Genomic DNA, 23842 nt, shown 5'->3' on the forward strand with positions numbered 1-23842 from the left:
GGACTCGCGCGCGAGACGTCCACCCAGCGCCGAGGCCGCGGATCCGGCGTGCTCCCTCATGCGGTGGCGAGGCACGCACGCACCGCGGCGAGGAACGCGGTGGTCTCCTCCTCGGTGCCGGCGGTGACCCGGAGGTGGCCGGGGATCCCGACATCCCGCACGAGCACCCCCCGGTCCAGCAGTCCCTGCCACATGGCGTGGGCGTCCCCCGCGCAGTCGAAGAACACGAAGTTGGAGTCGGACACCGCCGGGGTGAGCCCGAGCCGGGTGAGCTCCGAGACGATGCGGTCCCGCTGGGCCTTGACGTCCTCGACGGTCGCGAGCAGCTCCGGGTGGTGCGCGAGCGCGGCAAGGGCCGTGGCCTGCGTGACCGAGGACAGGTGGTACGGAAGCCGGACCAGACGCATGGCGTCCGCCACGTGCGGTGCGGCGGCGAAGTACCCCAGGCGGGCCCCGGCCAGCGCGAAGGCCTTGCTCATGGTGCGGGAGACGATCAGCCGGGGCCGCCCCTCCAGCAGGGTCAGGGCCGAGGGGGTGCCCTGGCGCGCGAACTCCGCATAGGCCTCGTCCACGACCACGACGGTCTGCGTGGCCTCCCCCGCCTCGTACACGGCCGAGACGACGTCGAGGTCGAGCGCGGTGCCGGTGGGGTTGTTCGGGGAGCACAAGAACACGACGTCGGGCGCGTGCTCGCGCACCTGGCGGGCGGCGGAGTCCGCGTCGAGGGAGAAATCGGTGTCCCGCTCCCCCTCGATGAACGCGGTGCCCGTGCCGAGCGCGAGCAGCGGGTACATCGAGTAAGTGGGAACGAAGCTGAGCAAGGACCGTCCCGGACCACCGAAGGCCTGCAGGATCTGCTGCAGGATCTCGTTGGACCCGTTGGCGGCCCACAGGTTCTCACGGGTGAGCCCGTGACCCAGGTACGAGGCCAGGGACTCGCGCAGAGCGGTGAAGTCCCGGTCCGGGTACCGGTTGAGGGACGACGCAGCCGCCTGCACGCCCCGGGTGATGGCCTCGACGACGCCCGGCGGGACGGGATGGGTGTTCTCGTTGGTGTTCAGCGCCACCCGAACCTCCAGCTGCGGGGCCCCGTAAGGGGACATGCCACGCAGGTCGTCGCGGAGCGGCAGGGACGAGACGGTGTTCTCCGGAGAATTCACCGGCCCAGTCTAACGGCCGGGTCTATCGGGACGGCACTTCCAGGACCTGCCCCGCGGAGAGGTCCGGGGAGGTCAGGCCGTTGAGCTCAGCGATGTCACGCATGACCTCGCGGGGGTCCCGCTGCGGATCCGCCGCCACGGCGATCTCCCACAGGCTCTGCCGGGACTGGACCGTCACGCTGTGCGTGACCGGGGCTCCCACCGCATCGGTGGAGGCGTGCACGGTAGGAGGCAGCAGGAACACCGCGGCCACCACGAGCAGCGCCGCAGCACCCGTGACCACCGGCAGACCGATCAGCAGGAACCGGCCCCGACGGGTCAGTCGGAGGACGGCCCCCGCGGCGGAGTCCACGGAGCCCGCCGGACGGGCCTCAGCGGCGGAGACTCCCCGCACGATGGCCCTGATCCCCGAGATCCGAGACGCCGCATCCCCTGCGTGGCCGCCCGGCGCGGTCTCGCCGCGACCGGCACCGCTCCGTGCGGCGTTCCCGCGCGCGGCGCTGCCCGGCACGACCTTCCCGCGGAGACCCGCGACTCGCGCCGGGGTGCTCCGACGCTCTGACCCGAGACCCGCGGCACCGCGACCATCTGAACCCCGACCCGCTGCATCCCGGGCCGCTGCACCCCGAGCAGCGCCCACGCGGACCCGCGCGCCCCGGGTGCCGTGTAGCACGGCGCGGCGGGCGGTCCCCGGCATGGTGAGAGCGGTCATGGCAACCTCCTGGTGGTCTGTCTGGTGCCACCGTCCGGTGGCGGTGTTCGAACGCCGGTGGCGTGTAGAACACATCTTCGAATCACTGGAACCAGTTCTAGCACGGATGTACGAATCCTGTCGAGGTCTGTTTCGAACACATATTTGAATACGCAGGCCAGCGCGGGTTAAGCTGGTGCGACACCCGTGACAGTCGACCCCACGTCTCCGACACGCATAAGCGGACGGCGCTCCGCGGCCCAAACCTTCGGGAGCGCAGTGTGCGACGCGGCGAAAGGACCCCGCTCGTGAGCACCACTTCCCCGGCTCAGCAGACACCCGGCCCGCGCGCTGGAGCACTCTCCGACCGTCAGGCCAAGATCCTCGGCGCCGTGCAGCGCTCGATTGCGGACCGGGGGTACCCGCCGTCCATGCGCGAGATCGGCGACATCGTGGGGCTGGCCTCGCTCTCGAGCGTCACCCACCAGCTCGGCCAGCTGGAGAAGTGGGGGTACCTGCGCCGGGACCCGCGCCGACCGCGCGCCATGGAGGTGCTGCGCCCGCTCAGCCAGCAGGAGCTCGACCGCCACCTGGGAGCCGCGGAGTCCGCGGGTGAGCAGTCCCCCTCCGGCGCCTCAGTGTCGCCCCTGGTGCCCACCATGTCCGCGGTGCCCGCGGTCGACGAGGACGCCGCCATGGTCCCGGTGCCTCTCGTGGGACGGATCGCGGCCGGCGGGCCCATCACCGCCGAGCAGTCTGTCGAGGGGGTCTACTCCCTGCCCCGGCAGTTCGTGGGCCACGGCCAGCTGTTCATGCTCAGGGTCTCCGGCGACTCCATGATCGACGCCGCCATCTGCGACGGGGACTGGGTGGTCGTGCGGCAGCAGAACTCCGCGGAGAACGGGGACGTGGTGGCCGCGCTGCTCGACGACGAGGCCACCGTGAAAACCTTCCGACAGCGGGACGGCCACACCTGGCTGCTGCCGCAGAACACCCGCTACGAGCCCATCCTGGGCGACCACGCCACGGTGATGGGCAAGGTCGTGTCGGTGTTCCGCTCCCTGTGACGCCCCGCCCGGCCTGAGCGCGGCCCGCAGAGCGCGCGGTCGAGGGCCGCCCGGATCACGCCGGACGGCAAACCCGCGGGACTGCGCGGTTCGAGCAACGCCCGGGATCAGGACCGGTTCAGCCGCTCCAGGGCGCCCAGCACGGTGCTCCTGTCCGTGGTCGGCCACAGCGGGGGCAGCGAGCGGGCCAGGAACGAGCCGTAGCGTGCGGTGGCCAGCCGGGAGTCCAGCACCGCCACCACACCCCGGTCCCCGCTCGCCCGGATCAACCGCCCCGCGCCCTGCGCGAGCCGCACGGCGGCGTGGGATGCGGAGACCGTCATGAAGCCGTTGCCCCCGGCGCGCTCGGCCGCACGGGTCCGCGCGGTCCCCAGGGGGTCGTCCGGGCGCGGGAACGGGATCCGGTCGATCACCACCAGGCGGCAGGACTGACCCGGCACGTCCACGCCCTGCCACAGGCTCATGGTGCCGAACAGGCTGGCCGCGGGGTCGTCCGTGAAGTCCTTCACGAGGGACGGCAGCGATGCGTCCCCCTGGCACAGGATCGGGAGCTCCGTGCGTTCGCGCAGGGCCTCGGCGGCGTCCTCCGCGGCACGCCGTGACGAGAAGAGCCCCAGAGCACCGCCCCCCGATGCCTCCAGCAGGGCCAGCAGCTCGTCCAGCTGCTCGCCGGCCACGCCCCGGCTCGGCTTGGGCAGGTGCTTGGCCACGTAGAGGATGCCCTGGCGCCGGTAGTCGAAGGGGCTGCCCACGTCCACGCCCCGCCACGACGGCGCGCCCGGACCCTGCAGACCCAGGGAGCCGGCGACCGAGGAGAAGGAGGACCCCACGGCCAGGGTCGCGGAGGTCAGCACCACGGTCCGGCCGTCGAAGAGACCTTCCCGCAGGGGCCCCGCAACGCTCAGCGGGGCGATGTTGAGGGTCGCGGGCTCTCCCGCGTCGGTTCCCACGTACCCCTCCGTGGGGCTCCACCGGCCCACGCGGGAGACCCACAGGACGTCGTGGGTGGTGTCCGCACCGAGCACGCGGTCCGCGGTGTCCAGCAGCTCCGACAGCCGCGAGCGCGCGGCGTGGCGCCCGGCGTCCTCGCCCTTGGTCTCCCCCTTGGTCTCACTGAGACCGGTGCGCGCGGCGTCCTGGATCCCCCGGACGGCGTAGACCTGCTCCTCGGTGAACCCGCGCGGCAGCAGACCAGACTGCTCGTCGTCGAACGCCTTGTCGAAGGCCTGCGCGGCCCGTTCGAGGGCATCGCTCGACGCCGCGGTGTGCTTGCGCACCGCCGTTCCTGCCGCGCGCACGGCCGCGGCGGACAGCGAGGCCGTGACCGCCCCGGTCACGCGGTCGCGCAGCTCGTGCGCCTCGTCCACGATCACCACGTCGTGCTCCGGCAGCACCGCGAGTCCCTCGAACGCGTTGATCGCGAGCAGCGCGTGGTTGGTGATCACGATGTCCGCCTCGCCCGCCTGGGCCCGGGCACGTTCCGCGAAGCACTGCTCCACGAGGGGGCACTTCCGCCCGAGGCACTCCTTCGCGGTCACGGACACCTGGCGCCAGGCGGCGTCCGAGACGCCGGGGTGGATGTCGTCCCGGTCCCCCGTGTCGGTGATCTCAACCCACTCGCGCAGCCGCATGACCTGCTGGGCGAGCCCGCCGAGCGGCCGGTCTGTGCAGGGCTCGCCCCCGGGGACGCTGAACAGGGCGGCGTCCTCCTCCTCCGGGTAGCCGCCCTCGACCTTGTGCAGGCACGCGTAGTTCGAGCGTCCCTTGAGCAGGGCGACGTCCGGACGTTCGTGCAGCTCGTCCTCCAGGGCGTCGAGCAGCCGGGGGACGTCTCGCCCGGTGATCTGCGACTGCAGTGCCAGTGTGGCGGTGGCGACCACCACGGGCTTGTCCGAGCTGCGGGCGTGGACCAGCGCGGGGATCAGGTAGGCGAGCGACTTGCCCGTGCCCGTGCCCGCCTGCACGAGCAGGTGGCGGTGGGTCTGCAGGGCCTCGGCGACCTTCGCCGCCATGAAGCGCTGTCCGTCGCGGCGCTGCCCCCCGAGGGCGGTCACGGCGGCATCGAGAAGCTCCAGGGCGTCCGCGCCGCCGGGCAGGGACTCCGGGCGGACGTCCGAGACGTCCTTCCCGGACTCGTCGACGAACGGCGCACTCATGCGCCCTGCGTGTCCTGTTCCCCGACGTCGTGGGGCTGCGGGCGGTCGCTGCGGTACTGCTGGAGGTCCTCCACGAGGTCTTCGCGGACCCGGACGTGCAGCCGGGTCCCGTCCGGGGTGTGCTCGGTGCTGAGGATCTCGGCGTCCTGGGCGTGCAGCCGGGAGACCACCTCGCCGTGGACGTACGGCACGAGGAGGTCGAGGTCGTGGTTCGGACGCGGGATGGCCGCGGAGATCATCCGGCGCAGCTCCTCGATCCCCTCACCGGTGCGCGCGGAGACCGCCACGGAGGGGCTCTCGTGGTTGCGCAGCCGGGCGAGCACCACGGGATCGGCGATGTCCGACTTGTTCAGCGCCACGATCTCCGGGATGTCGTTGGCCCCCACGTCCGTGAGGACGTCCCGCACGGCCTTGAGCTGGCCCTCCGGGTCCGGGTGGGAGGCGTCGACCACGTGCACGATGACGTCCGCGTCCGCGACCTCCTCCAGCGTGGAGCGGAACGCCTCGACCAGCTGCGTGGGCAGCGAGCGCACGAAGCCCACGGTGTCGGCGAGGGTGTAGCCGATGCCGTCCGGGGTCTGGGCCTTGCGGACCGTGGGGTCCAGGGTGGCGAACAGCGCGTTCTCCACGAGCACCCCGGCGTCCGTGAGCCGGTTGAGCAGGGAGGACTTGCCGGCGTTGGTGTAACCCGCGATGGCCACCGACGGCACGGCGTTGCGCCGGCGGTTGAGCCGCTTGGTCTCCCGTGCGGGCTTCATGGCCGCGATCTCACGGCGCAGCTTGGCCATCCGCTGGCGGATGCGGCGGCGGTCGAGCTCGATCTTGGTCTCACCGGGACCGCGGCTGCCAATGCCCTCGCCCGACGCCGCCCGGCCACCGGCCTGGCGGGACAGGGACTCACCCCAGCCGCGCAGGCGCGGGAGCATGTACTCGAGTTGCGCGAGCTCCACCTGGGCCTTGCCCTCCTTGGACTTCGCGTGCTGCGCGAAGATGTCCAGGATCAGGCCGGTGCGGTCGATGACCTTGACCTTCACCACGTCCTCGAGCGCACGGCGCTGGGAGGGGGCGAGTTCGGCGTCCACGATCACGGTGTCCGCCCCGGTGGCGGCGACCACGTCCTTGAGCTCGAGTGCCTTTCCGGAGCCGAGGTACGTGCCCGGGTCCGGGTTCACGCGCCGTTGCAGCATGCCGTCCATGACCTCGGAGCCTGCCGTCTCCGCGAGCGCCGCGAGCTCACGCAGGGAGTTCTCGGCCTCCGCCAGGGTGCCGCTGGAGTACAGCCCGGCGAGGACCACGCGTTCGAGCCGCAGCTGGCGGTACTCGACCTCGGTGACGTCCTCCAGCTCCGTGGACAGCCCGGCCACACGCCGCAGGGCGTGGCGCTCCGCGAGATCCTGCTGGTCCCCGTCCGAGGGGACGTGGACGTCGTCCTCGTCCGCGAGCTCCCGGGCGCGACCGAGGCGCTCGTGGCCCGCGCGCGGCGCGGCGGCGTCGTCCTCCGGGGCGTGGCCGTCCGCGGTGACAACGGGCTCAGTGCGGGAGCGGGCACGCGCGAGGACGCGCGAGACGACGTCCTCGAGCTCGGATCCGGTCAAGTCACCGGAACGCCCGGGTTCATCCGACGCGTGGTTCCGGTGGGAAGAAGTGTCAGTCATGGTTCCTTGATCTGCGCTGGGGCTGGGTCGGGCCAGTCTAGCGCCGGGCACGGACACGCTGCGCTGGGCACTACCATGTGGAGCCATGGCCCCCGAACACCCCGCTGCGCACTACTTCGTCTCCGATCCCACGCTGCCCGAGAGGCCCCGCCGGATCGACGTGGAGCTGCGGGGACGGCACGTGCAGGTGGGCACCGCCGCGGGGGTGTTCTCCCCCGGGGACCTGGACAGGGGGACGGCGGCGCTGCTGCGCAGCGTGCCGGATCCCGAGGGGCGCGAGCTGCTGGACATCGGGTGCGGGTGGGGGCCCCTCACGATCGCGCTGGCACAGGCGGCGCCCGAGGCGCGGGTCACCGCGGTGGACGTCAACGAGCGCAGTCTGCGCCTCACGGCCGAGAACGCCGCCGCGCTGGGGCTGTCCGGTGTGGAGGCGCTGCTGCCGGGCGACGTTCCCGCCGGGCGCACGTTCGACACCATCTGGTCCAACCCGCCCATCCGCGTGGGCAAGGATGCGCTGCACGAGATCCTCGCCACGTGGCTGCCTCGGCTGAGCCCGGGCGGCACCGCGTGGCTCGTGGTGCAGAAGAACCTGGGCGGGGACTCGCTGCAGCGCTGGCTCGCCGCCACCCTCGGCGCCGACTTCGCCGTGCGGCGAGCCGCCACGGACAAGGGTTTCCGGATCCTCACGGTCCACCGGGACCCTGCGTCCCACGGCGCCCCTGAGCAGACGCACGCCGGGTGACGACGCCGCCCACTCCCTCCCGGGCCTAGACCAGCTCGGCGGTCGCCACGACCCGCACGGGACCCGCGAGCACCACGTGCTCCGTGCCGTCCGGGGCGGGCACGAACGTGACGGACAGGACCCCGCCGGGGACCTGGACGAACCAGCGGTCCGGTGACTGCGGACCGCCCCAGAACCTCGTGGCCGCCGCGGCCGCGCACGCCCCCGTGCCGCACGAGTGGGTCTCCCCCACGCCACGCTCGTGCACGCGCATCTCGAGGCGCCCGAGGTCGGTGTCGTCGTGCTCGAGAGGCACCACGAACTCCACGTTGGTGCCGTCAACGGGGACGGGGTCCACCGCGGGAGCCGTGTGCAGGTCCAGGGTGTCGAGCTTCTCCCCCTCGGAGAGCACCACCACGGTGTGGGGATTGCCCATGCCGATCGAGACCCCCGGGCGGGGCACCGTGAGCCCGGCCGCGGTGACCACGCAGTCCGAGCCGCGCTCACGGGCGAGCTCCCCGCGGGTGAAGCTCCACGGGCCCATGTCCACCGCGTAGCCGCCCGACGTGCGGGCCACCGTGCGCACCCCCGCCCGGGTGCCGATGCGCAGCCTCGCCCCCCGCGGCATCATGACGAGACCCTCGCGCACCAGGTGGTCCACGAACACCCGGACCCCGTTGCCGCACATCTGGGCCACGGAGCCGTCCGCGTTGCGGTAGTCCATGAACCACTCGGCGTCCGGGTGGCGCTCGAGCAGCCGCCGCCCCTCCTCGAGGTCCCGGGAGCGCACGGCCCGGATGAGGCCGTCCCCGCCCAGACCCAGGTGACGGTCGCACACGGCGGCCACGGTCTCCGGAGGGACGTCCAGGCTGCCGTCCCGGTCCGTGAAGACCACGAAGTCGTTGCCCGTGCCGTGCGCCTTGCTCACCCGCACGCCCGCCAGTTCGCTCCAGCCCACTGTGTGTCCCGTCCCCTCGTCGATCGTGTTCATGCGCGTCATCCTACTGAGCCGCCACGAGCCGCACGGCGCCGGCCGTGAGGCCGGCGATGCCGTTCGGATCCCCGGCGTCCAGCCAGTGCACGCGGGGGTCCGCGCCGAACCACGTGCGCTGGCGCTTGGTGAAGCGCCAGGTCGCCGCGACCGTGTCCTCGCGGGCGTCGTCCATGGTCGCCGAGCCGTCCAGCACGGCCAGCAGCTGCGGGTACCCGAGGGCCCGGCCCGCAGTGGGGCTCTCCCGCAGCCCCCGCGCCTCCAGGGCCTTCACCTCCTCCAGCCAGCCCCGTTCCAGCATGAGGTCCACGCGGTGCGCGAGGCGGCGGTTCAGCACCTCTCGGTCCATGGCGAGCCCGATCTGGACCGTGGGCTGCACGTAGCGGCGCTCGGGCATGAAGGACGTGAACGGGCGTCCGGTGAGGTCGTGCACCTCCAGGGCCCGCACGAGCCTTCGGTCGTCCTTGACGCGCTCCGCCGACCCCGGGTCCACCGCGGCGAGCTCACGCAGCAGCGCGGCTCTGCCCCGCTCCCGCAGCTGCTCCTCCCGGCGGGCCCGGACGGTGGCATCCGTGCCGGGGAACTCGATCGCGTCCAGCGCCGCCCGCACGTACAACCCCGAGCCGCCGACCAGCACCGGCACCCGGCCGCGGTCGCGGATCTCGTCCACCGCCCGGCGGGCATCGCGCTGGAACGCGGCCACGGAGGCCTCCTCGTGGATCTCCAGCACGTCCAGCAGGTGGTGGGGCACGCCCTGGCGTTCCTCAGGGGTGAGTTTCGCCGTGCCGACGTCCATGCCCCGGTAGAGCTGCAGGGCGTCCGCGTTGACGACCTCCCCGTCCAGCTCCCGGGCCAGGGCGATCCCGAGCTCGGACTTCCCCGTGCCGGTGGGCCCGACCACCGCCACGAGGGGAATGCGGGTGTCTTCCCTGCCCGCGTCCGGTGCACCCACGGCCGGTCAGGACTTCCGCAGGGTGGGCATGCCGAGCCCCACGGCCTGCGGGGAGCCGGCCGACGACGGCGCGGCGCACGACTCCGCCTGCGCGGCCTCCCACGCGTCCCCGCCGCGGGACCGGCGCAGCACGTACTGGGAGGCGTCCGCGGGGTCCGCGAGCAGGTGGTACGACGCCGCGCCGGTGACCGGTACGGAGACGACGTCGCCCGGGCGAGGCGCCGCGGCGCCGTCGGGAACCGTGAAGTGGACGAGGCGCTGGTCCCGGCTGCGCCCCGAGAGCCGGTGCGTGGACTCGGACTTGCGCCCCGACTGGGCGCTGACGAGCACCTCGGCCCGCGTGCCGACGAGCTGCCGGTTGAGCCGGGCACTGATGCCGTCCTGGAGAGCGGTGAGGCGCTCGAAACGTTCCTGGACCACGGCCGCCGGCACCTGGTCCGCCATCTCCCCCGCGGGCGTGCCCGGCCGGATGGAGTACTGGAACGTGAAGGCCGAGGAGAACTCCGAGGCCGCCACGACGTCCAGGGTGTCCTGGAAGTCCTGCTCCGTCTCCCCCGGGAAGCCCACGATGATGTCCGTGGTGATGGCGGCGTCCGGGATGCGGTCCCGCACGCGGTCCAGGATGCCCAGGAACCTGGTGGACCGGTAGGAGCGGCGCATCCGCTTGAGGATCCTGTCCGAGCCCGACTGCAGGGGCATGTGCAACTGGGGCATCACGTTGGGGGTCTCGGCCATCGCGTCGATCACGTCGTCCGTGAACGCCGCGGGGTGGGGGCTCGTGAACCGGATCCGTTCCAAGCCCTCGATCTCCCCGCACGCGCGCAGCAGCTTGGCGAAGGCACCGCGGTCGCCGAACTCCACACCGTAGGAGTTCACGTTCTGCCCGAGCAGGGTGACCTCCACCGCACCGGAGTCCACGAGCGCGCGCACCTCGGCCAGGATGTCCCCCGGGCGCCGGTCCTTCTCCTTGCCGCGCAGCTGCGGGACGATGCAGAACGTGCACGTGTTGTTGCACCCCACCGAGATGGACACCCACCCCGCATAGGCCTGCTCACGTTTGGTGGGCAGGGCGGAGGGGAACGTCTCGAGGGACTCGAGGATCTCCACCTGAGCCTGCTGGTTGTGGCGCGCCCGCTCCAGCAGCACGGGCAGGGAGCCGATGTTGTGGGTTCCGAAGACGACGTCCACCCACGGGGCCTTCTCCACGATGGTGGAGCGGTCCTTCTGCGCGAGGCACCCGCCCACGGCGATCTGCAGACGGTCGTTGCGGCGCTTGACCGGAGCGAGCTGACCCAGCTGCCCGTAGAGCTTGTTGTCCGCGTTCTCCCGCACGGCGCACGTGTTGAACACCACGAGGTCCGGCTCCCGCCCCACCGCGGGCACGTAGCCCGCGTTCTCGAGCAGGCCCGTGATCCGCTCGGAGTCGTGGGCGTTCATCTGGCAGCCCAGCGTGCGCACCTCGTAGGCGGGCGCACCCTGTCCCTCGCGGGGCACGGTCACGGCGCCCGTGGCGTTCAGGGGGCTGGGGTCCGGTGCGGTGTGGGGCATCTGAGTCACCAGATCATCTTAGGGAGGGGGGTCAAGTTTCCCGGCATCCAGCACGGGCCCGGTGGGAACGCGCCAAGTCCGGGTCGGGAGCACCCGGGCACACGAGTGCCTGGGCACCGGGGAGCCCGACATCCCGAGTGGTCCGGAGCCGAGGCGCACCGCCCGCCCGGCCCACCGGTCACGGCCACCACGGCGGCGGGCCCGGAGAGCCGGTTCACCCGCGGGCGAGGGGGCTCACGGGGTGTCCCACACCTCGGCGCCGTCCAGGTCCGTGCGCTCGTCCTCGGCGGCGGCCCCGAGATCGGCGAGGGCGTCCTTGACGACCCCGAACGCGAGGGAGGGCGGATACCCCTTGCGGCCGAGCATGCTCACGAGTCTGCGGGTGAGCCGGTCCCGTTCCGCGCGGTCCGTGAGGTCCGCCGAGGCCGGGAGCTTCTTGCGGACGAGCGCACGGGCGTCACGCAGCTCGTCCTCGTCACTGCGCTGCTCGAGTGCGGCGTCCGCGATCTCCCCCGTGATGCCCCGCTGGGCCAGTTCACGACGGAGGGAGGAGCGGGAGAGCTTGCGGGTCTCGGCCCGGGAACGGACGAACATTTCCGCGAAGGCGCGGTCGTCCACGAGCCCGACCTCTTCGAAGCGGTCGAGGACCTCCCACGCGATGCCCTCCGGAACGTCCCGCTCCGCGAGCTTCTCCGCCAGCTGCCCGCGCGACTTGGCCGTGGCGGTCAGCTGCCGCAGCACGATGTCGCGGGCGGTCTGCCGGGGATCGGCGTCCCGACCCGGGGTGTCGGCCTCATCCGTGGAGGAGGCCGACATCTTAGAACGCCGAGCGGCACGTGACCGCCCTCCGCGATGCGTGGAACCGCTCATTCAGGACCTCCGGGTGTTCAGAACGCTGGGTGCTCGGAACTCCGGGTGTTCAGAACGCCGGGAGCTCGGCGTCGTTGCCGGCCGCGGCGAAGGGCGCATCCGGGTCCAGGGCGGCGTCCACGGCCTCGGCTCCCTCCGCATCCTGCGTGGCCTCGTCCGGGTCCTCGGAGATGCCGAGCTTGATGAGGATCTTCCGCTCGATCTCCTGCGCCAGCTCGGGGTTGTCCTTGAGGAAGCGCCGGGAGTTCTCCTTGCCCTGCCCCAGCTGGTCCCCCTCGTAGGTGAACCAGGCGCCCGACTTCTTCACGATCCCGTGCTCGACGCCCATGTCGATCAGGCCGCCCTCGATGGAGATTCCCTGGCCGTAGAGGATGTCGAACTCGGCCTGCTTGAAGGGCGGGGCCATCTTGTTCTTCACGATCTTGGCGCGGGTGCGGTTGCCCACCGGGTTGGCGCCGTCCTTGAGGGTCTCGATGCGGCGGACGTCCACGCGCACCGAGGCGTAGAACTTCAGGGCCTTGCCACCCGTGGTGGTCTCCGGGGAGCCGAAGAACACACCGATCTTCTCGCGCAGCTGGTTGATGAAGATAGCCGTGGTGTTGGTGTGGGACAGCCGGCCCGTGATCTTGCGCAGCGCCTGGGACATCAGGCGCGCCTGCAAGCCCACGTGGCTGTCTCCCATCTCGCCCTCGATCTCGGCCTTGGGCACGAGCGCGGCCACGGAGTCGATCACGATGATGTCGATGGAGCCCGAGCCCACGAGCATGTCCATGATCTCAAGGGCCTGCTCACCGGTGTCCGGCTGGGACACCAGCAGGTTGTCCGTGTCCACGCCGAGCTTCTCGGCGTAGGCGGGGTCCAGGGCGTGCTCGGCGTCGATGAACGCGGCGATGCCGCCGGACTTCTGGACGCTGGCCACGGCGTGCAGGGCCACGGTGGTCTTGCCGGAGGACTCCGGACCGTAGATCTCCACCACGCGGCCGCGGGGGAAGCCACCGATGCCCAGGGCGACGTCCAGGGCGATCGACCCCGTGGGGATGGTCTCGATCTTGGTGGCGGGGCGGTCGCCCAGCCGCATGACCGATCCCTTGCCGTAGTTCTTGTCGATCTGGGAGAGCACCGTGTCCAGTGCCTTCTGCCGATCGGAGCCGGCCACCTGAGACGGCGCGGGCGCGGACGCACCCTTGGACTTGGCTGCCATGATTCACCTCGGATCTCGGGGGCCGTGACGGCCCGGTCGATGTCTTCGCGGTCCACGCTATCGAGGGGGTCCGACACTCATAAGGGACCGTCCCGACTGTGGAGCACGCGTGACGCTGTTCGAATATACCTTCGAACCGCTCCCCGTGCACGTCGCACGGCGTGGCGCCCTCCGTGCCAAGGGCCAGGCCCGTGGGACGTCGCGCCCACCGGCGGTGTGCCGCATGCCGGACGGCCCGGGCCCACCACTTCGAACCGCGCCTCAGCCCCGGGGCGGCTGGTCGGGGCCCCACCACCGGGACTCGGGGACCTCCTGTGCCCGGCACACCGCGAACCACACGGTCTTGGGATCAACCCCGGCATCGAGGGCCTCGGTGGCGGTGCGCTCCCCCACCTCGCTGAGCACGAGGTCCTGGGCGAGCACACGGCAGTAGCCGGCCCCGAACTCGTGGGCCATCAGTTCCCAGAACGTGCTGACGCGCATGGTGCGGATCTCCTCGGACGGTGCTCGGGCTCGTGCTCCCCACCACGGGGCGGTGCAGCACGGTGCAACGGGAACGGACCCGCCCGAAGGCGGGTCCGTTGGACGTGTCTGTGTGTCGGCGCCGCGGCGTCGACCGGAATTCCCTAGTGGGCGCCCGCGGCGGTCCCGCCGCGCAGCTGGCGCACCTCGCGGGTGAACTCCTCGGTCATCTCGGACGGGACGGTGTCCGGGATGAAGTTGCCCTCGGCGTACGCGAGCCGGTCAGCGACCTCCCGCAGCATCTGGGACATCGGGATGTCCAGGGCGGTGCAGATCGAGGCCAGCAGCTCGGAGGAGGCCTCCTTCTGGCCGCGCTCCACCTCGCTCAGGTAGCCCAGGGAGACACGGGCGCTGTGCGAGACCTCGCGCAGGGTGCGGCCCTGACGCTGCCGGACGCTGCGCAGCACCTCCCCGATCTCCTGGCGCAGGACGCCCACCTTGGTCTCGTGGGTCTCCGCGTGAACTTCATCGGCCATACCCACGTCCTTCCAACGGACGACACCATTGACGGACACGGGTTGCTTCGTCATGTGAATTGCCTACTCCTCGTATCAACGAACGGGGCTCTGCGCACCGTGACCGGTGCGGCTGTCGAGATCACCTTCAGTCCTGCGGACTCAATCTCTGACAGTCATAACGTGCTTGCAGGGTCAATTGTTCCCCCTCGCCGGAGGAAAAGCACTAGGCGTTGGCTGGGAATGCGATTTGAGTCGCCAGTGTGTCGATCGCATGCCGCACGGTGTCCGCGCGGATCCGGGCGCGGTCCCCGGAGAGGTCGAGCCGCCGCACGCACTCGCCACCCGGCCCGCTGACGCCCACGAACACGGTGCCCACCGCGTGCCCGTCGTGGGGCTCCGGACCCGCGACGCCCGTGGTGGACACGGCCCAGTCCACGCCCAGTGCACTGCGTGCGCCCCGGGCCATGGCCAGTGCCACGTCCGGGTCCACTGCTCCGCGGCGTGCGAGCAGCTCGTGGGACACGGCCAGCACGCGCTCCTTGACCCCGTGCGAGTAGCTGACCACCGCCCCCTCGAAGCACGACGATGCCCCGGGCACCGTGACGATCTCCGCCGCCACGGACCCGCCGGTCAAAGACTCCGCGGTACCCACCGTGAGACCCCGCTCGGCGGCCAGGCGGACCAGGAAGGCGGCGTCGTGCGGTGCGTGCGCGGCCTCCGAAAGGGCGCGGGCGGCGTCGTGCCCGGTGCTCACGCGGCGTCCCCGCGCAGCGCCCGGTGGCGCAGCTGCACGGCCTTGACCACGTAGTCCACGCCGGTGACGACCGTGGCGAGCAGCGCGAGCGCCGTGAGGGCCCACGCGAACCACAGCCACCACGCACCCACGAGCGGTGCCAGCGGCAGCAGGAGAGCGATCAGCGCCGCCGTCTGGAGCACGGTCTTGGTCTTGCCGCCCTTGGACGCGGCCATCACGCCGTAGCGGATGACCACGAAGCGCATCACGGTGATGCCCCACTCGCGCACGAGGATCACGATGGTCACCCACCACCACAGCTCGCCCAGCAGGGACAGCACGACGAACGCGGAGCCGGTGAGCAGCTTGTCCGCGATCGGGTCCGCGATCTTGCCGAAGCTTGTGATCAGGTTGCGGGCGCGGGCGAGGTCCCCGTCGAGCTTGTCCGTGTACATCGCCAGGCCGAACGTGACCACGGCGGCCCAGCGCATGCCCGGGGAGTCCTGGCCGTGGGTCCCACCGGCCCACAGGAACCAGACGAAGAACGGGACCATGACGATCCGCAGGGCCGTCAGGGCGTTGGGCAGGTTCCAATTGGAGCTGCTGGGTGCCGGCTCCGCGTGCGGGGTGGGCTCGTGTGCGGTCATCGTCCTGTCAGCTCCCATGCATCCTCGGATGTCTCGGATCCGTCGTGGTAGTCGTGGGCCACGTCGGCCAGCGACGCCTCCACCGGATCCTCTCCGTAGTCCACGGACCCCGTGGCGGGTGCGGCGGGAGCCGGGGGCTCCTCACCGCGGATCAGCGCGAGCGTCGCGGCGAGGTCGTCGGGCTTGACCAGCACGTCCCGGGCCTTGGAGCCCTCCGACGCGCCCACCACCCCGCGGGACTCGAGCAGGTCCATGAGCCGCCCGGCCTTCGCGAAGCCCACGCGCAGCTTGCGCTGCAGCATGGAGGTGGAGCCGAACTGCGTGGTGATGATCAGCTCCGCGGCCTGCAGCAGGACGTCGAGGTCGTCCCCGATGTCCTCGTCGATGGTCTTCTTGGGGGCCTCCTGGACGACGTCGTCCCGGTAGTCCGCGGTCATCTGCGACTTCACGTGCTCGACGACCTTGTGGATCTCTGACTCGGACACCCACGCGCCCTGCACGCGCATGGGCTTGGAGGCGCCCATGGGCAGGAAGAGGGCGTCGCCCTGGCCGATCAGCTTCTCCGCGCCCGCCTGGTCCAGGACCACCCGCGAGTCCGTGACCGAGGACGTGGCGAACGCCATGCGCGAGGGCACGTTGGCCTTGATCAGCCCCGTGACCACGTCCACGGAGGGGCGCTGCGTGGCCAGCACCAGGTGGATGCCGGCGGCGCGGGCCAGCTGGGTGATGCGCACGATCGCGTCCTCGACGTCCCGCGGGGCCACCATCATGAGGTCCGCGAGCTCGTCCACGATCACCAGCAGGTACGGGTAGGGCCGGATGGTCCGCTTGGACCCCGGCTCCGGCTGCACCTTGCCGTTGCGCACGGCCTTGTTGAAGTCGTCGATGTGCTTGTACCCGAAGTGCGAGAGGTCGTCGTAGCGGGCGTCCATCTCGCGCACCACCCACTGCAGGGCCTCGGCGGCCTTCTTGGGGTTGGTGATGATGGGCGTGATCAGGTGGGGCACGCCCTCGTACGCGGTGAGCTCCACGCGCTTGGGGTCCACCATCACCAGGCGCACCTCGTCCGGGGTGGAGCGCATGAGGATGGAGACGATCATGGAGTTCACGAACGAGGACTTGCCCGCGCCCGTGGCACCGGCCACGAGCAGGTGGGGCATCTTGGCGAGGTTCGCGAGCACGAACCCGCCCTCGACGTCCTTGCCCACGCCCATGACCATGGGGTGCTCCGAGGCCCGCGCCTTCTGCGAGCGCAGCACGTCCCCCAGCGCCACGGTCTCGCGGTCCGTGTTGGGGATCTCGATGCCGATCGCGGACTTGCCGGGGATCGGCGAGAGGATGCGCACGTCCGCAGACGCCACGGCGTAGGCGATGTTCTTGGACAGTGCGGTCACCCGCTCCACCTTGGTGCCCGAGCCGAGCTCGATCTCGTAGCGCGTGACCGTGGGTCCGCGCGAGAAGCCGGTGACCTCGGCGTCCACCTTGAACTGCTGCAGCACGTTGGTAAGCGCGCCGACCACCTGGTCGTTGGCCTCGGAGCGCTCCTTGGCGGGCGGGCCCTGCACGAGGTCCGCCACGGGCGGGAGGCTGTAGGCGACGTCGCCCTGCAGCTTGAGCTGCTCGGAGCGGGCCGGGATCGGGGTGCTCGGGGTGTGGGTGCGGGGCTCCTCGGCCTCGTCCGTGACGTCCAGTGCGGGGGCGTCCGACGCCGCCGCGGTGTCGGACGCGGGCGCCATCCCCTGCTCCTCGCGCAGCTTCTGGGCCTCGCGCTGGGAACGGGTCGGCCGCTTCTCCCCCGGGCGGGGCCCGGCCTGCGCGGGCGGGACCACCTCGGTGGCCTGTGCGTCCTCGGAACCGGCGGCAGTCGACCCCGCGGCCGTGGCGCCCGCGCGGGTCCCAGCCGCGGTACCGGATCGCGTGCCGGGCCCGGCCGTGTTCGAGCCCACGTCGAACACGCTCGTCGACGCCGCTCCCCGGGCCTCCCGGCGGTTCGCCTCGTCCACGACGGCGCGCTCGAAGGCCTCGTCCCCGTCGTAGCGGTCCAGCTCCTGACGCTGCCGACGGCGCTGCGCACGCCCCGTCTTCTTGCCGCCGCGGGCAGGTTCCAGGTAGGAGCGGTCGTGCTCCGTGGCCGAGAGGTCGGTGACGCGGGGCTCGGTCTGGCCGGTGAGACGACGGTAGAGCTCGCGCAGCCGCGGCCCGATCTCCCCCACCGGGGTGGCGGTCATGACCAGCAGGGACAGGGCGGCCAGGAGGACCAGCACGGCCAGCGCGCCCCAGCGGGTCACGAGGGCGGCCAGTGGATCCGCGGCGAGGAAGCCGACGAAGCCGCCGGCTCGCCACACCGCCTCGAAACCGTCCCCGAGACCGGGGGCTCCGCCCGCGAAGTGGGCGATCCCGGAGCCCGCCACGGTGAGCCCGAGCAGCCCGATGGCGATGCGGTTGTTGGCCTGGGTGGACTCCGGGTGCCGGAAGACCCGGATGGCGAAGCACACGCACAGGATGGGGAGCACGAGGGCCATGAACCCGAAGGTCCCGCCCACCACGGCGTGCACCCAGGAAGCGGGCACGGCCACGGGGGCGAAGTCCGCCCCGCGCAGGTTCCACCACTCCACCGCGGCGATGAGCACGCCCAGCACGAGCCACACGAGGGCCCCGCCGTCACGGCGCTGCTCGGGGGCGATGTCGGTGCGCAGGGTTCCCACCCGGCGCACCGCGGCTCCCGCCACGTGCCCGGCACCGGACCAGGCCCCGACCACCCCGCGAAGCGCGGTGGCGCCGGCCGAGGGCCCCGGGGACGCGGTGCGTGCCGGGGTCTTCTTGCCGTTGCGGGGGGAACGCGCGGGGGTCTTGGACCGGGACGTGGTCTTCGACGAGCGCGCGGGGGAAGTTCGTGACGCCATTGCTCCAGGGTACCCGGACCCACGACGGCCCGTCCGGTCGCGTGACCGGACGGGCCGTGGGGCGCGTGCGGGGCGCGGGGGCGTCAGGCCTCCACGACCACCGGCACGATCATGGGCTTGCGGCGCAGGCGGCGGGAGACCCACGAGCCCACGGTGCGGCGCACGATCTGCTGCAGCTGGTGGGAGGTGTGGTTCTTGCCGCTCTCGCTCAGGGCGTCCTCGAGGGCCGCGGCGACCTTCGGGCGGATCTCGTTGAAGACCTTGTCCTCCTCGGCCACGCCGCGGGCGTGGATGTCCGGGCCGGAGACGATCTTGCCGGTGTCCCGGTTGACCACCGTGACCACCGAGATGAACCCCTCCTCGCCGAGGGTCATGCGGTCCTTGAGGTCCGCGTCCGTGATCTCGCCCACGGAGGAGCCGTCCACGTAGATGAACCCGCACTCCACCTGGCCGGTGATCTGCACCTTCCCGGCGTGCATGTCCACCACGGTGCCGTTCTCCGCGAGGATCACGTGGTCGTCGGGGACCCCGGTCTCCCGGGCGAGCTCACCGTTGGCGATCAGGTGCCGGACCTCGCCGTGCACCGGCATCACGTACTCGGGCTCCACGATGTTGTAGCAGTAGAGCAGCTCGCCGGCGCCGGCGTGGCCGGAGACGTGGACCTTGGCGTTGCCCTTGTGCACCACGTTGGCGCCCAGGCGCATGAGGCCGTTGATCACGCGGAACACGGAGTTCTCGTTGCCCGGGATCAGGGAGGACGCGAGAATCACGGTGTCCCCCGCGTTGACCTGGACCTTGTGGTCGCCGTTGGCCATGCGCGACAGCGCGGCCATGGGCTCGCCCTGGGAGCCGGTGCACATGATGACGATCTTGTCGTCCGGGTAGTCCCCGACCTTCTTCTGGTCCACGAGCACGTTGGGCGGTACGTCCAGGTAGCCGAGCTTCTCCGCGATCGCCATGTTGCGGATCATGGAGCGGCCCATCAGCACCACCTTGCGCCCGCTGGCCACGGCGGCGTCGAGCACCTGCTGCACGCGGTGCACGTGCGAGGAGAAGGACGCCACGATCACGCGCTGCTTGGCGCGGGCCACCACGTCCGCGAGCACGGGGCCGATGGCCTTCTCGGACGGGATGAACCCGGGGACCTCGGCGTTGGTGGAGTCCGTGAGGAACAGGTCCACGCCCTCCTCGCCCAGCCGGGCGAAGTGGCGCAGGTCCGTGATGCGCCCGTCCAGGGGCAGCTGGTCCATCTTGAAGTCGCCGGTGTGCAGCACGGTGCCGGCCTTGGTGCGCAGGAACACCGCGAGGGCGTCGGGGATGGAGTGGTTCACGGCCACGAACTCGCACTCGAACTCGCCGAGGCGCTCCACCTGGCCCTCGCGCACGGCCATGGTGAACGGCTTGATGCGGTGCTCCTGCAGCTTGGCCTCGATCAGGGCGAGGGTCAGCTGGGAGCCGATCACGGGGATGTCGGGGCGGCGCTTGAGCAGGTACGGGACCGCCCCGATGTGGTCCTCGTGGCCGTGCGTGAGCACGATGGCCACGATGTCGTCGATCCGGTCCCGGATGTTGTTGATGTCCGGCAGGATCAGGTCCACACCGGGCTGGGTTTCCTCGGGGAACAGGACGCCGCAGTCCACCACGAGCAGCTGCCCGTTGATCTCGAACACGGTCATGTTCCGGCCGACCTCACCGAGCCCACCCAGGGGCACCACGCGAAGGGTGTCCTTCGCGAGGGCCGGAGGTTCGGCGAGGGCGGTGGAGTTCCACTGGGTCATGAGACCCCTTTCATTGCTAGTTGGTCAGGGTGTCCGCAATCACCGACGTGCTCAGATCCGCGCGGATCTGCTCCAGTTCGGCGTGCGTGGGTGCCACGTGCGGCAGGCGCACGGTGCTGTTCGGCAGGCGGTCCTGCCACTGAAGAATGGTCTTGGCGGCCACGGCGCCGGGCACGCGCGTCATGGTGGCGCGCACGAGCGGCAGCAGCTCCTCGTGCAGCCGCCGCGCGGTCACGAGGTCCGAGGCCAGGACGGCGTCCACCATGCGGCGGTAGCGCGGGGTGTCCACGTGCGTGGTCACACCCACGAGCCCTGCGGCCCCGATGGCCATCCACGGCAGGGTGAGGGCGTCGTCGCCGGAGTAGTACACGAGGTCCGTCTCCGCCATCACGCGCGAGGCCGCCACGAAGTCCGCCTTGGCGTCCTTGACGGCCACGAGGTTCGGGTGGGAGGACAGCGAGATCAGGGTCTCGGCCTCGATGGGGATCCCGGAGCGGCCGGGGATGTCGTACATCATGATGGGCGTGTCCACGGAGTCCGCGAGCGAGCGGAAGTGGGCCTCCACCCCGGCCTGCGTGGGCTTGTTGTAGTACGGGGTGACCACGAGCAGACCGTCCATCCCGATCTTCTCAGCCTCGAGGCACAGGTACCGGGAGTGCTCGGTGTCGTTGGACCCCGTGCCGGCCAGCAGCGGCACCCGCGAGCCCACGGCGTCCTTCACCGCGCGGAACACGGAGAGGTTCTCCTCGTCCGTCATGGTGGAGTACTCCCCGGTGGTGCCGCACACCACCAGCCCGTCGCAGCCGTCGTCCACGAGCTGCTCCGCGAGGGCCGCGGTGGCCTCGAGGTCCACGGTGCGGTCCTCGTGGAAGACCGTGACCATGGCGGTGAGCAGGGTCCCGAACAGGGGTGCGGGACGGTCCGTGGGCGAGGGGGCGATCTCGTGTGTCATGACCACCAGGTTACCGCCCGGACCGCTGCAGCACCGCCGCGGGGTCCTCGCCCCGGTGCAGGGCGATCGCCGTGCGCATGGCACCGCGCGCCCGGCGCCCGTCACCGCTGGCCGAGTACGCCAGGCTCAGCCGGTACCAGCCGCCCCAGTCCTCGGGGCGGGCCTCGACCTCGCGCCGCACGACGTCGAAGTGCTCGTCCGCGGCGGAACGCACGAACCGGCCGGAGGGCCTGCGGGGCAGGTCGTCGGCGGGCAGCTCCCCGCGGGCCGCGAGCTCGCGGCCCAGGCGCTGGGCGCGCGCCCCGAAGATGATCTCGCGCAGCATCGCCCAGACGCCGACCGCGGGGATCACGAGCATCGCCACGCCCAGCAGCCTGGGCACCCAGCCCTCGGTGCCCAGCAGCAGCCACGCACGCTGGAAGGACAGTCCCAGGTAGAGCGTGAGCAGGGCGATCATCAGCGCCGCAAGGATCCTGCCCATCGATCCGGCCTCGAGCACCGTGAACACGGCCGCGAACGCGAGCACCGCGATGATCCACGTCTTGGAGGTGCCCGGGAGGGGCAGCAGCACCACGGTGAGCACCGCGAGCACGATCACCGCCGCGGCCCACCACCGCAGCGTGCTGCGCTTCCCGTCCGCCCTCACAGCCCGAGGTCCATGTAGCCGTCGAGGCCGTGCGTAAGCCCCGGGTACCGCCCGACCGAGCGCACGCCCAGCAGCACCCCGGTCATGAACGAGACGCGGTCGTAGGAGTCATGGCGCACCGTGAGCTGCTCACCGGTGCTGCCCAGCAGGGTCTCCTGGTGGGCCACGAGCCCCTGCAGGCGCACGGAGTGCACGTGCACGCCGTCCACCACCGCACCGCGCGCGCCCTGCGGATCGGACTCCGTGGCGTCCGGGGACGCCGGGATTCCTGCCCTCTCGCGCGCCGCGGCCACGAGCGCGGCCGTGCGGGCCGCGGTGCCCGACGGCGCGTCGAGCTTGCGGGGGTGGTGCAGCTCCACGACCTCCACGGACTCGAAGAACCGGGCCGCGAGCTCCGAGAACTTCATGGCGAGCACTGCGCCGACCGCGAAGTTCGGGGCGATCAGCACCCCGGTGCCCGGGGAGTCGGCGAGCTGGGCCTCCAGCTCGGCCAGGGCGGCGTCGTCCCAGCCGGTGGTGCCCACGACCGCGTGGATGCCGTGGGAGACCGCGAAGCGCACGTTCTCCCGCGTGGCGGCCGGAACCGTGAGGTCCACGACCACCTGCGCGCCGCGGCGCACGAGCTCCGAGAGGTCGTCACCGCGTCCGAGCGCCGCGACGAGCTCGAGGTCGGCGGCGTCCTCGACGGCGCGCACCGCCTCCGAGCCCATGCGGCCGTCGCGTCCCAGCACGGCCACCCTGATCGCTTCGTCCGTCACTGTCTGCCTCGTTCCTGTGTCTGCGTGACACCTATCTGCGTGGCGACGCCGGGGCCCACCACGGTGCGCACCGTCGCGTCCTCCGACAGCCGGGCCGCGAGCTCCTGCACGTCCTGGGAGCTGACTGCCCGGATCCGGCGCAGGGACTCGTCCACGTCCATGAACACGCCGGTCTTCAGCTCGGCGGAGCCCAGCCGGGACATCCGCGAGCCGGTGTCCTCGAGCGCGAGCACCGTGGCGCCGCTGAGCTGGCCCTCCACCTTGGCGAGCTCCGCGGCGTCCATGCCGTCCTGGGCCAGCCGGTCCAGCTCGTCGCGCATGAGCCCCGTGACCCGGTCCACGCGCTCCGCCGTGCAGCCCGCGTACATCCCGAAGAAACCGGCGTCCGAGTAGGAGCCGGAGAAGGAGAACGTGGAGTACGCCAGGCCCTTCTGCTCCCGGATGGTGTGGAACAGCCGGGAGGACATGCCGCCGCCCAGGGCCGCGTTGAGCACGGTCATGGCGAAGCGCCGCTCGTCCCCGGACTGCAGCCCGGCCCCGCCCAGCACCACGTTGGCCTGCTCCACGGAACGGTCCAGCGCACGGGTGCCCGTGAGCGGCGTGAGCAGCGCGGGGGTGGTGGGGCGGCGTGCGCCCGCTCCCCCGCTGGTGCCCGGGTCCCAGCCGGCCCGCGCGAGCGACTCCCGGACCAGCTGCACCACGTTCTCGTGCTCGAGCCCGCCCGCGACCGTGACCACGAGGTTCTCGGGCCGGTAGGCGGCGCGGTAGTGCTGCCAGACGGCGTCACGGGCCACGCTGCGGATCTCCTCCGGCGTGCCCGCAATGGGACGCGCCAGCGGCGAGCCGTGGAAGACCTGCTCGGTGAACTGCTCGAACGCGAAGTCCGTGGGGTCGTCGCGGTCCATGGCGATCTCCTCGAGGATCACGCCGCGCTCGCGGTCGAACTCCTCGGGGTCCAGCACCGCGCCGGTGAACATGTCCGCGAGCACGTCCACGGCCATGGGCAGCGCCTCGGAGAGCACCCGGGCGTGGTAGCACGTGTGCTCGTGGGAGGTGAAGGCGTTGGACTCACCGCCCACCCGGTCGAAGGCCTCCGCGATCTCCAGGGAGCTGCGCCGGGCCGTGCCCTTGAACAGCAGGTGCTCCAGGAAGTGGGTGGAGCCCAGCATGCCCGGGGCCTCGTCGCGTGAGCCCAGGCTCACCCAGAAGCCCACGGACACCGAGCGCTGCCCGGGCATCTTCTCCGTGAGCACGCGGGTGCCGCACGGCAGCACCGTGCGCATGATGACCGCGCCGTCGGCGTCGTCGTGGACCGTGTGCGTGAAGCCGCCGGCCGGATCCGTGTCTGGATACGCCCGAAGGCGGGCGTCCTCCGGGGAGCCGTGCTCCTCGGGACCGCCCGCCTTCAGGGGAAGGTGAACAACCGTCATGTG

The 23842-nt window shown here is 71.8% G+C and carries 21 protein-coding genes; 2 read left to right on the forward strand and 19 right to left on the reverse strand.

The features are described from left to right. Nucleotides 1–56: 56 nt before the first annotated feature. Entirely contained in the window at nt 57–1103 is a 1047-nt protein-coding gene (locus DNL27_RS08470; RefSeq protein WP_050738118.1) for a histidinol-phosphate transaminase, read from the reverse strand. 79 nt (nt 1104–1182) lie between these two features. Next, nucleotides 1183–1554, reverse strand: coding sequence for a LysM peptidoglycan-binding domain-containing protein (locus tag DNL27_RS12455; protein ID WP_012398643.1), 372 nt, complete (start codon nt 1552–1554; stop codon nt 1183–1185). Nucleotides 1555–2159: 605 nt separating this feature from the next. On the opposite strand from DNL27_RS12455, the gene lexA reads away from it, so the two are divergent. Then, on the forward strand, nt 2160–2918 hold the full coding sequence (gene lexA, locus DNL27_RS08480; protein ID WP_012398644.1) for a transcriptional repressor LexA: 759 nt from the start codon (nt 2160–2162) through the stop codon (nt 2916–2918). A gap of 107 nt (nt 2919–3025) precedes the next feature. Here lexA and DNL27_RS08485 read toward each other — a convergent pair whose 3' ends face one another. Next, on the reverse strand, nt 3026–5074 hold the full coding sequence (locus tag DNL27_RS08485; RefSeq protein WP_112235268.1) for an ATP-dependent DNA helicase: 2049 nt from the start codon (nt 5072–5074) through the stop codon (nt 3026–3028). Next, the gene (gene hflX, locus DNL27_RS08490; RefSeq protein ID WP_112235269.1) at nt 5071–6729 is read right to left on the reverse strand and encodes a GTPase HflX; all 1659 of its coding nucleotides are present in this window, start codon (nt 6727–6729) and stop codon (nt 5071–5073) included. Before hflX ends, DNL27_RS08485 begins: the two co-directional genes overlap by 4 nt. 85 nt (nt 6730–6814) lie before the next feature. Here hflX and DNL27_RS08495 point away from each other — a divergent pair, with 85 nt between their 5' ends. Then, nucleotides 6815–7471 carry a class I SAM-dependent methyltransferase gene (locus DNL27_RS08495; RefSeq protein WP_012398647.1) on the forward strand — a complete coding sequence of 219 codons (657 nt, stop codon included), beginning with the start codon at nt 6815–6817 and terminating at the stop codon, nt 7469–7471. 25 nt (nt 7472–7496) lie between these two features. Here the strand turns inward: DNL27_RS08495 and dapF are convergent, their stop codons facing one another. From dapF to DNL27_RS08570, 15 genes are all read right to left on the reverse strand, one after another. Continuing rightward, nucleotides 7497–8441, reverse strand: a complete 945-nt coding sequence (gene dapF, locus DNL27_RS08500) for a diaminopimelate epimerase (protein ID WP_112235270.1) — start codon at nt 8439–8441, stop codon at nt 7497–7499. A gap of 10 nt (nt 8442–8451) precedes the next feature. After that, the gene (gene miaA / locus DNL27_RS08505; RefSeq protein ID WP_112235271.1) at nt 8452–9393 is read right to left on the reverse strand and encodes a tRNA (adenosine(37)-N6)-dimethylallyltransferase MiaA; all 942 of its coding nucleotides are present in this window, start codon (nt 9391–9393) and stop codon (nt 8452–8454) included. Nucleotides 9394–9399: 6 nt separating this feature from the next. Further along, on the reverse strand, nt 9400–10941 hold the full coding sequence (gene miaB / locus DNL27_RS08510) for a tRNA (N6-isopentenyl adenosine(37)-C2)-methylthiotransferase MiaB (RefSeq protein WP_229577639.1): 1542 nt from the start codon (nt 10939–10941) through the stop codon (nt 9400–9402). A 234-nt stretch (nt 10942–11175) separates the two neighbouring features. Beyond that, nucleotides 11176–11757: a regulatory protein RecX gene (locus DNL27_RS08515; RefSeq protein ID WP_239494305.1), complete on the reverse strand. Its 582-nt coding sequence runs from the start codon at nt 11755–11757 to the stop codon at nt 11176–11178. A gap of 103 nt (nt 11758–11860) precedes the next feature. Next, nucleotides 11861–13012: a recombinase RecA gene (gene recA, locus DNL27_RS08520; RefSeq protein WP_058955371.1), complete on the reverse strand. Its 1152-nt coding sequence runs from the start codon at nt 13010–13012 to the stop codon at nt 11861–11863. A 261-nt stretch (nt 13013–13273) separates the two neighbouring features. Then, nucleotides 13274–13495 carry a DUF3046 domain-containing protein gene (locus DNL27_RS08525; RefSeq protein ID WP_012398653.1) on the reverse strand — a complete coding sequence of 74 codons (222 nt, stop codon included), beginning with the start codon at nt 13493–13495 and terminating at the stop codon, nt 13274–13276. Nucleotides 13496–13638: 143 nt separating this feature from the next. After that, nucleotides 13639–14064, reverse strand: coding sequence for a helix-turn-helix domain-containing protein (locus DNL27_RS08530; protein WP_041297382.1), 426 nt, complete (start codon nt 14062–14064; stop codon nt 13639–13641). Between the two features lie 151 nt (nt 14065–14215). Next, entirely contained in the window at nt 14216–14746 is a 531-nt protein-coding gene (locus DNL27_RS08535; RefSeq protein ID WP_012398655.1) for a CinA family protein, read from the reverse strand. Further along, a complete protein-coding gene (gene pgsA, locus DNL27_RS08540; protein WP_058955370.1) occupies nt 14743–15372 on the reverse strand; it encodes a CDP-diacylglycerol--glycerol-3-phosphate 3-phosphatidyltransferase in 630 nt (209 codons plus the stop codon). The genes DNL27_RS08535 and pgsA overlap by 4 nt, the downstream gene beginning before the upstream one ends. Next, nucleotides 15369–18275: a DNA translocase FtsK gene (locus DNL27_RS08545; protein WP_112235273.1), complete on the reverse strand. Its 2907-nt coding sequence runs from the start codon at nt 18273–18275 to the stop codon at nt 15369–15371. Before DNL27_RS08545 ends, pgsA begins: the two co-directional genes overlap by 4 nt. Nucleotides 18276–18358: 83 nt before the next feature. Then, a complete protein-coding gene (locus DNL27_RS08550; protein ID WP_112235274.1) occupies nt 18359–20053 on the reverse strand; it encodes a ribonuclease J in 1695 nt (564 codons plus the stop codon). Nucleotides 20054–20069: 16 nt separating this feature from the next. Continuing rightward, complete coding sequence (dapA, locus tag DNL27_RS08555) at nt 20070–21005, reverse strand: 4-hydroxy-tetrahydrodipicolinate synthase (protein ID WP_012398659.1); 936 nt, start codon at nt 21003–21005, stop codon at nt 20070–20072. A gap of 10 nt (nt 21006–21015) precedes the next feature. Beyond that, on the reverse strand, nt 21016–21651 hold the full coding sequence (locus tag DNL27_RS08560) for a hypothetical protein (RefSeq protein WP_112235275.1): 636 nt from the start codon (nt 21649–21651) through the stop codon (nt 21016–21018). Then, entirely contained in the window at nt 21648–22361 is a 714-nt protein-coding gene (gene dapB / locus DNL27_RS08565; RefSeq protein WP_370447112.1) for a 4-hydroxy-tetrahydrodipicolinate reductase, read from the reverse strand. Before dapB ends, DNL27_RS08560 begins: the two co-directional genes overlap by 4 nt. 44 nt (nt 22362–22405) lie before the next feature. Continuing rightward, on the reverse strand, nt 22406–23839 hold the full coding sequence (locus DNL27_RS08570) for a pitrilysin family protein (RefSeq protein ID WP_012398662.1): 1434 nt from the start codon (nt 23837–23839) through the stop codon (nt 22406–22408). Nucleotides 23840–23842 lie beyond the last annotated feature (3 nt).

The sequence above is a fragment of the Kocuria sp. BT304 genome (assembly GCF_003290245.1).
In the GTDB taxonomy this organism is placed as follows: Bacteria; Actinomycetota; Actinomycetes; order Actinomycetales; family Micrococcaceae; genus Kocuria; species Kocuria rhizophila_A.

Coding starts and splice junctions, on each gene's coding strand:
- DNL27_RS08470 (WP_050738118.1), bottom strand. CDS start 1,103: ATGTCCCCTTACGGGGCCCCGCAGCTGGAGGTTCGGGTGGCGCTGAAC.
- DNL27_RS08485 (WP_112235268.1), bottom strand. CDS start 5,074: ATGAGTGCGCCGTTCGTCGACGAGTCCGGGAAGGACGTCTCGGACGTC.
- hflX (WP_112235269.1), bottom strand. CDS start 6,729: ATGACTGACACTTCTTCCCACCGGAACCACGCGTCGGATGAACCCGGG.
- DNL27_RS08495 (WP_012398647.1), top strand. CDS start 6,815: ATGGCCCCCGAACACCCCGCTGCGCACTACTTCGTCTCCGATCCCACG.
- dapF (WP_112235270.1), bottom strand. CDS start 8,441: ATGAACACGATCGACGAGGGGACGGGACACACAGTGGGCTGGAGCGAA.
- miaB (WP_229577639.1), bottom strand. CDS start 10,941: ATGCCCCACACCGCACCGGACCCCAGCCCCCTGAACGCCACGGGCGCC.
- DNL27_RS08515 (WP_239494305.1), bottom strand. CDS start 11,757: ATGTCGGCCTCCTCCACGGATGAGGCCGACACCCCGGGTCGGGACGCC.
- recA (WP_058955371.1), bottom strand. CDS start 13,012: ATGGCAGCCAAGTCCAAGGGTGCGTCCGCGCCCGCGCCGTCTCAGGTG.
- DNL27_RS08525 (WP_012398653.1), bottom strand. CDS start 13,495: ATGCGCGTCAGCACGTTCTGGGAACTGATGGCCCACGAGTTCGGGGCC.
- DNL27_RS08530 (WP_041297382.1), bottom strand. CDS start 14,064: ATGACGAAGCAACCCGTGTCCGTCAATGGTGTCGTCCGTTGGAAGGAC.
- pgsA (WP_058955370.1), bottom strand. CDS start 15,372: ATGACCGCACACGAGCCCACCCCGCACGCGGAGCCGGCACCCAGCAGC.
- DNL27_RS08545 (WP_112235273.1), bottom strand. CDS start 18,275: ATGGCGTCACGAACTTCCCCCGCGCGCTCGTCGAAGACCACGTCCCGG.
- DNL27_RS08550 (WP_112235274.1), bottom strand. CDS start 20,053: ATGACCCAGTGGAACTCCACCGCCCTCGCCGAACCTCCGGCCCTCGCG.
- dapA (WP_012398659.1), bottom strand. CDS start 21,005: ATGACACACGAGATCGCCCCCTCGCCCACGGACCGTCCCGCACCCCTG.
- dapB (WP_370447112.1), bottom strand. CDS start 22,361: ATGGGCTCGGAGGCGGTGCGCGCCGTCGAGGACGCCGCCGACCTCGAG.
- DNL27_RS08570 (WP_012398662.1), bottom strand. CDS start 23,839: ATGACGGTTGTTCACCTTCCCCTGAAGGCGGGCGGTCCCGAGGAGCAC.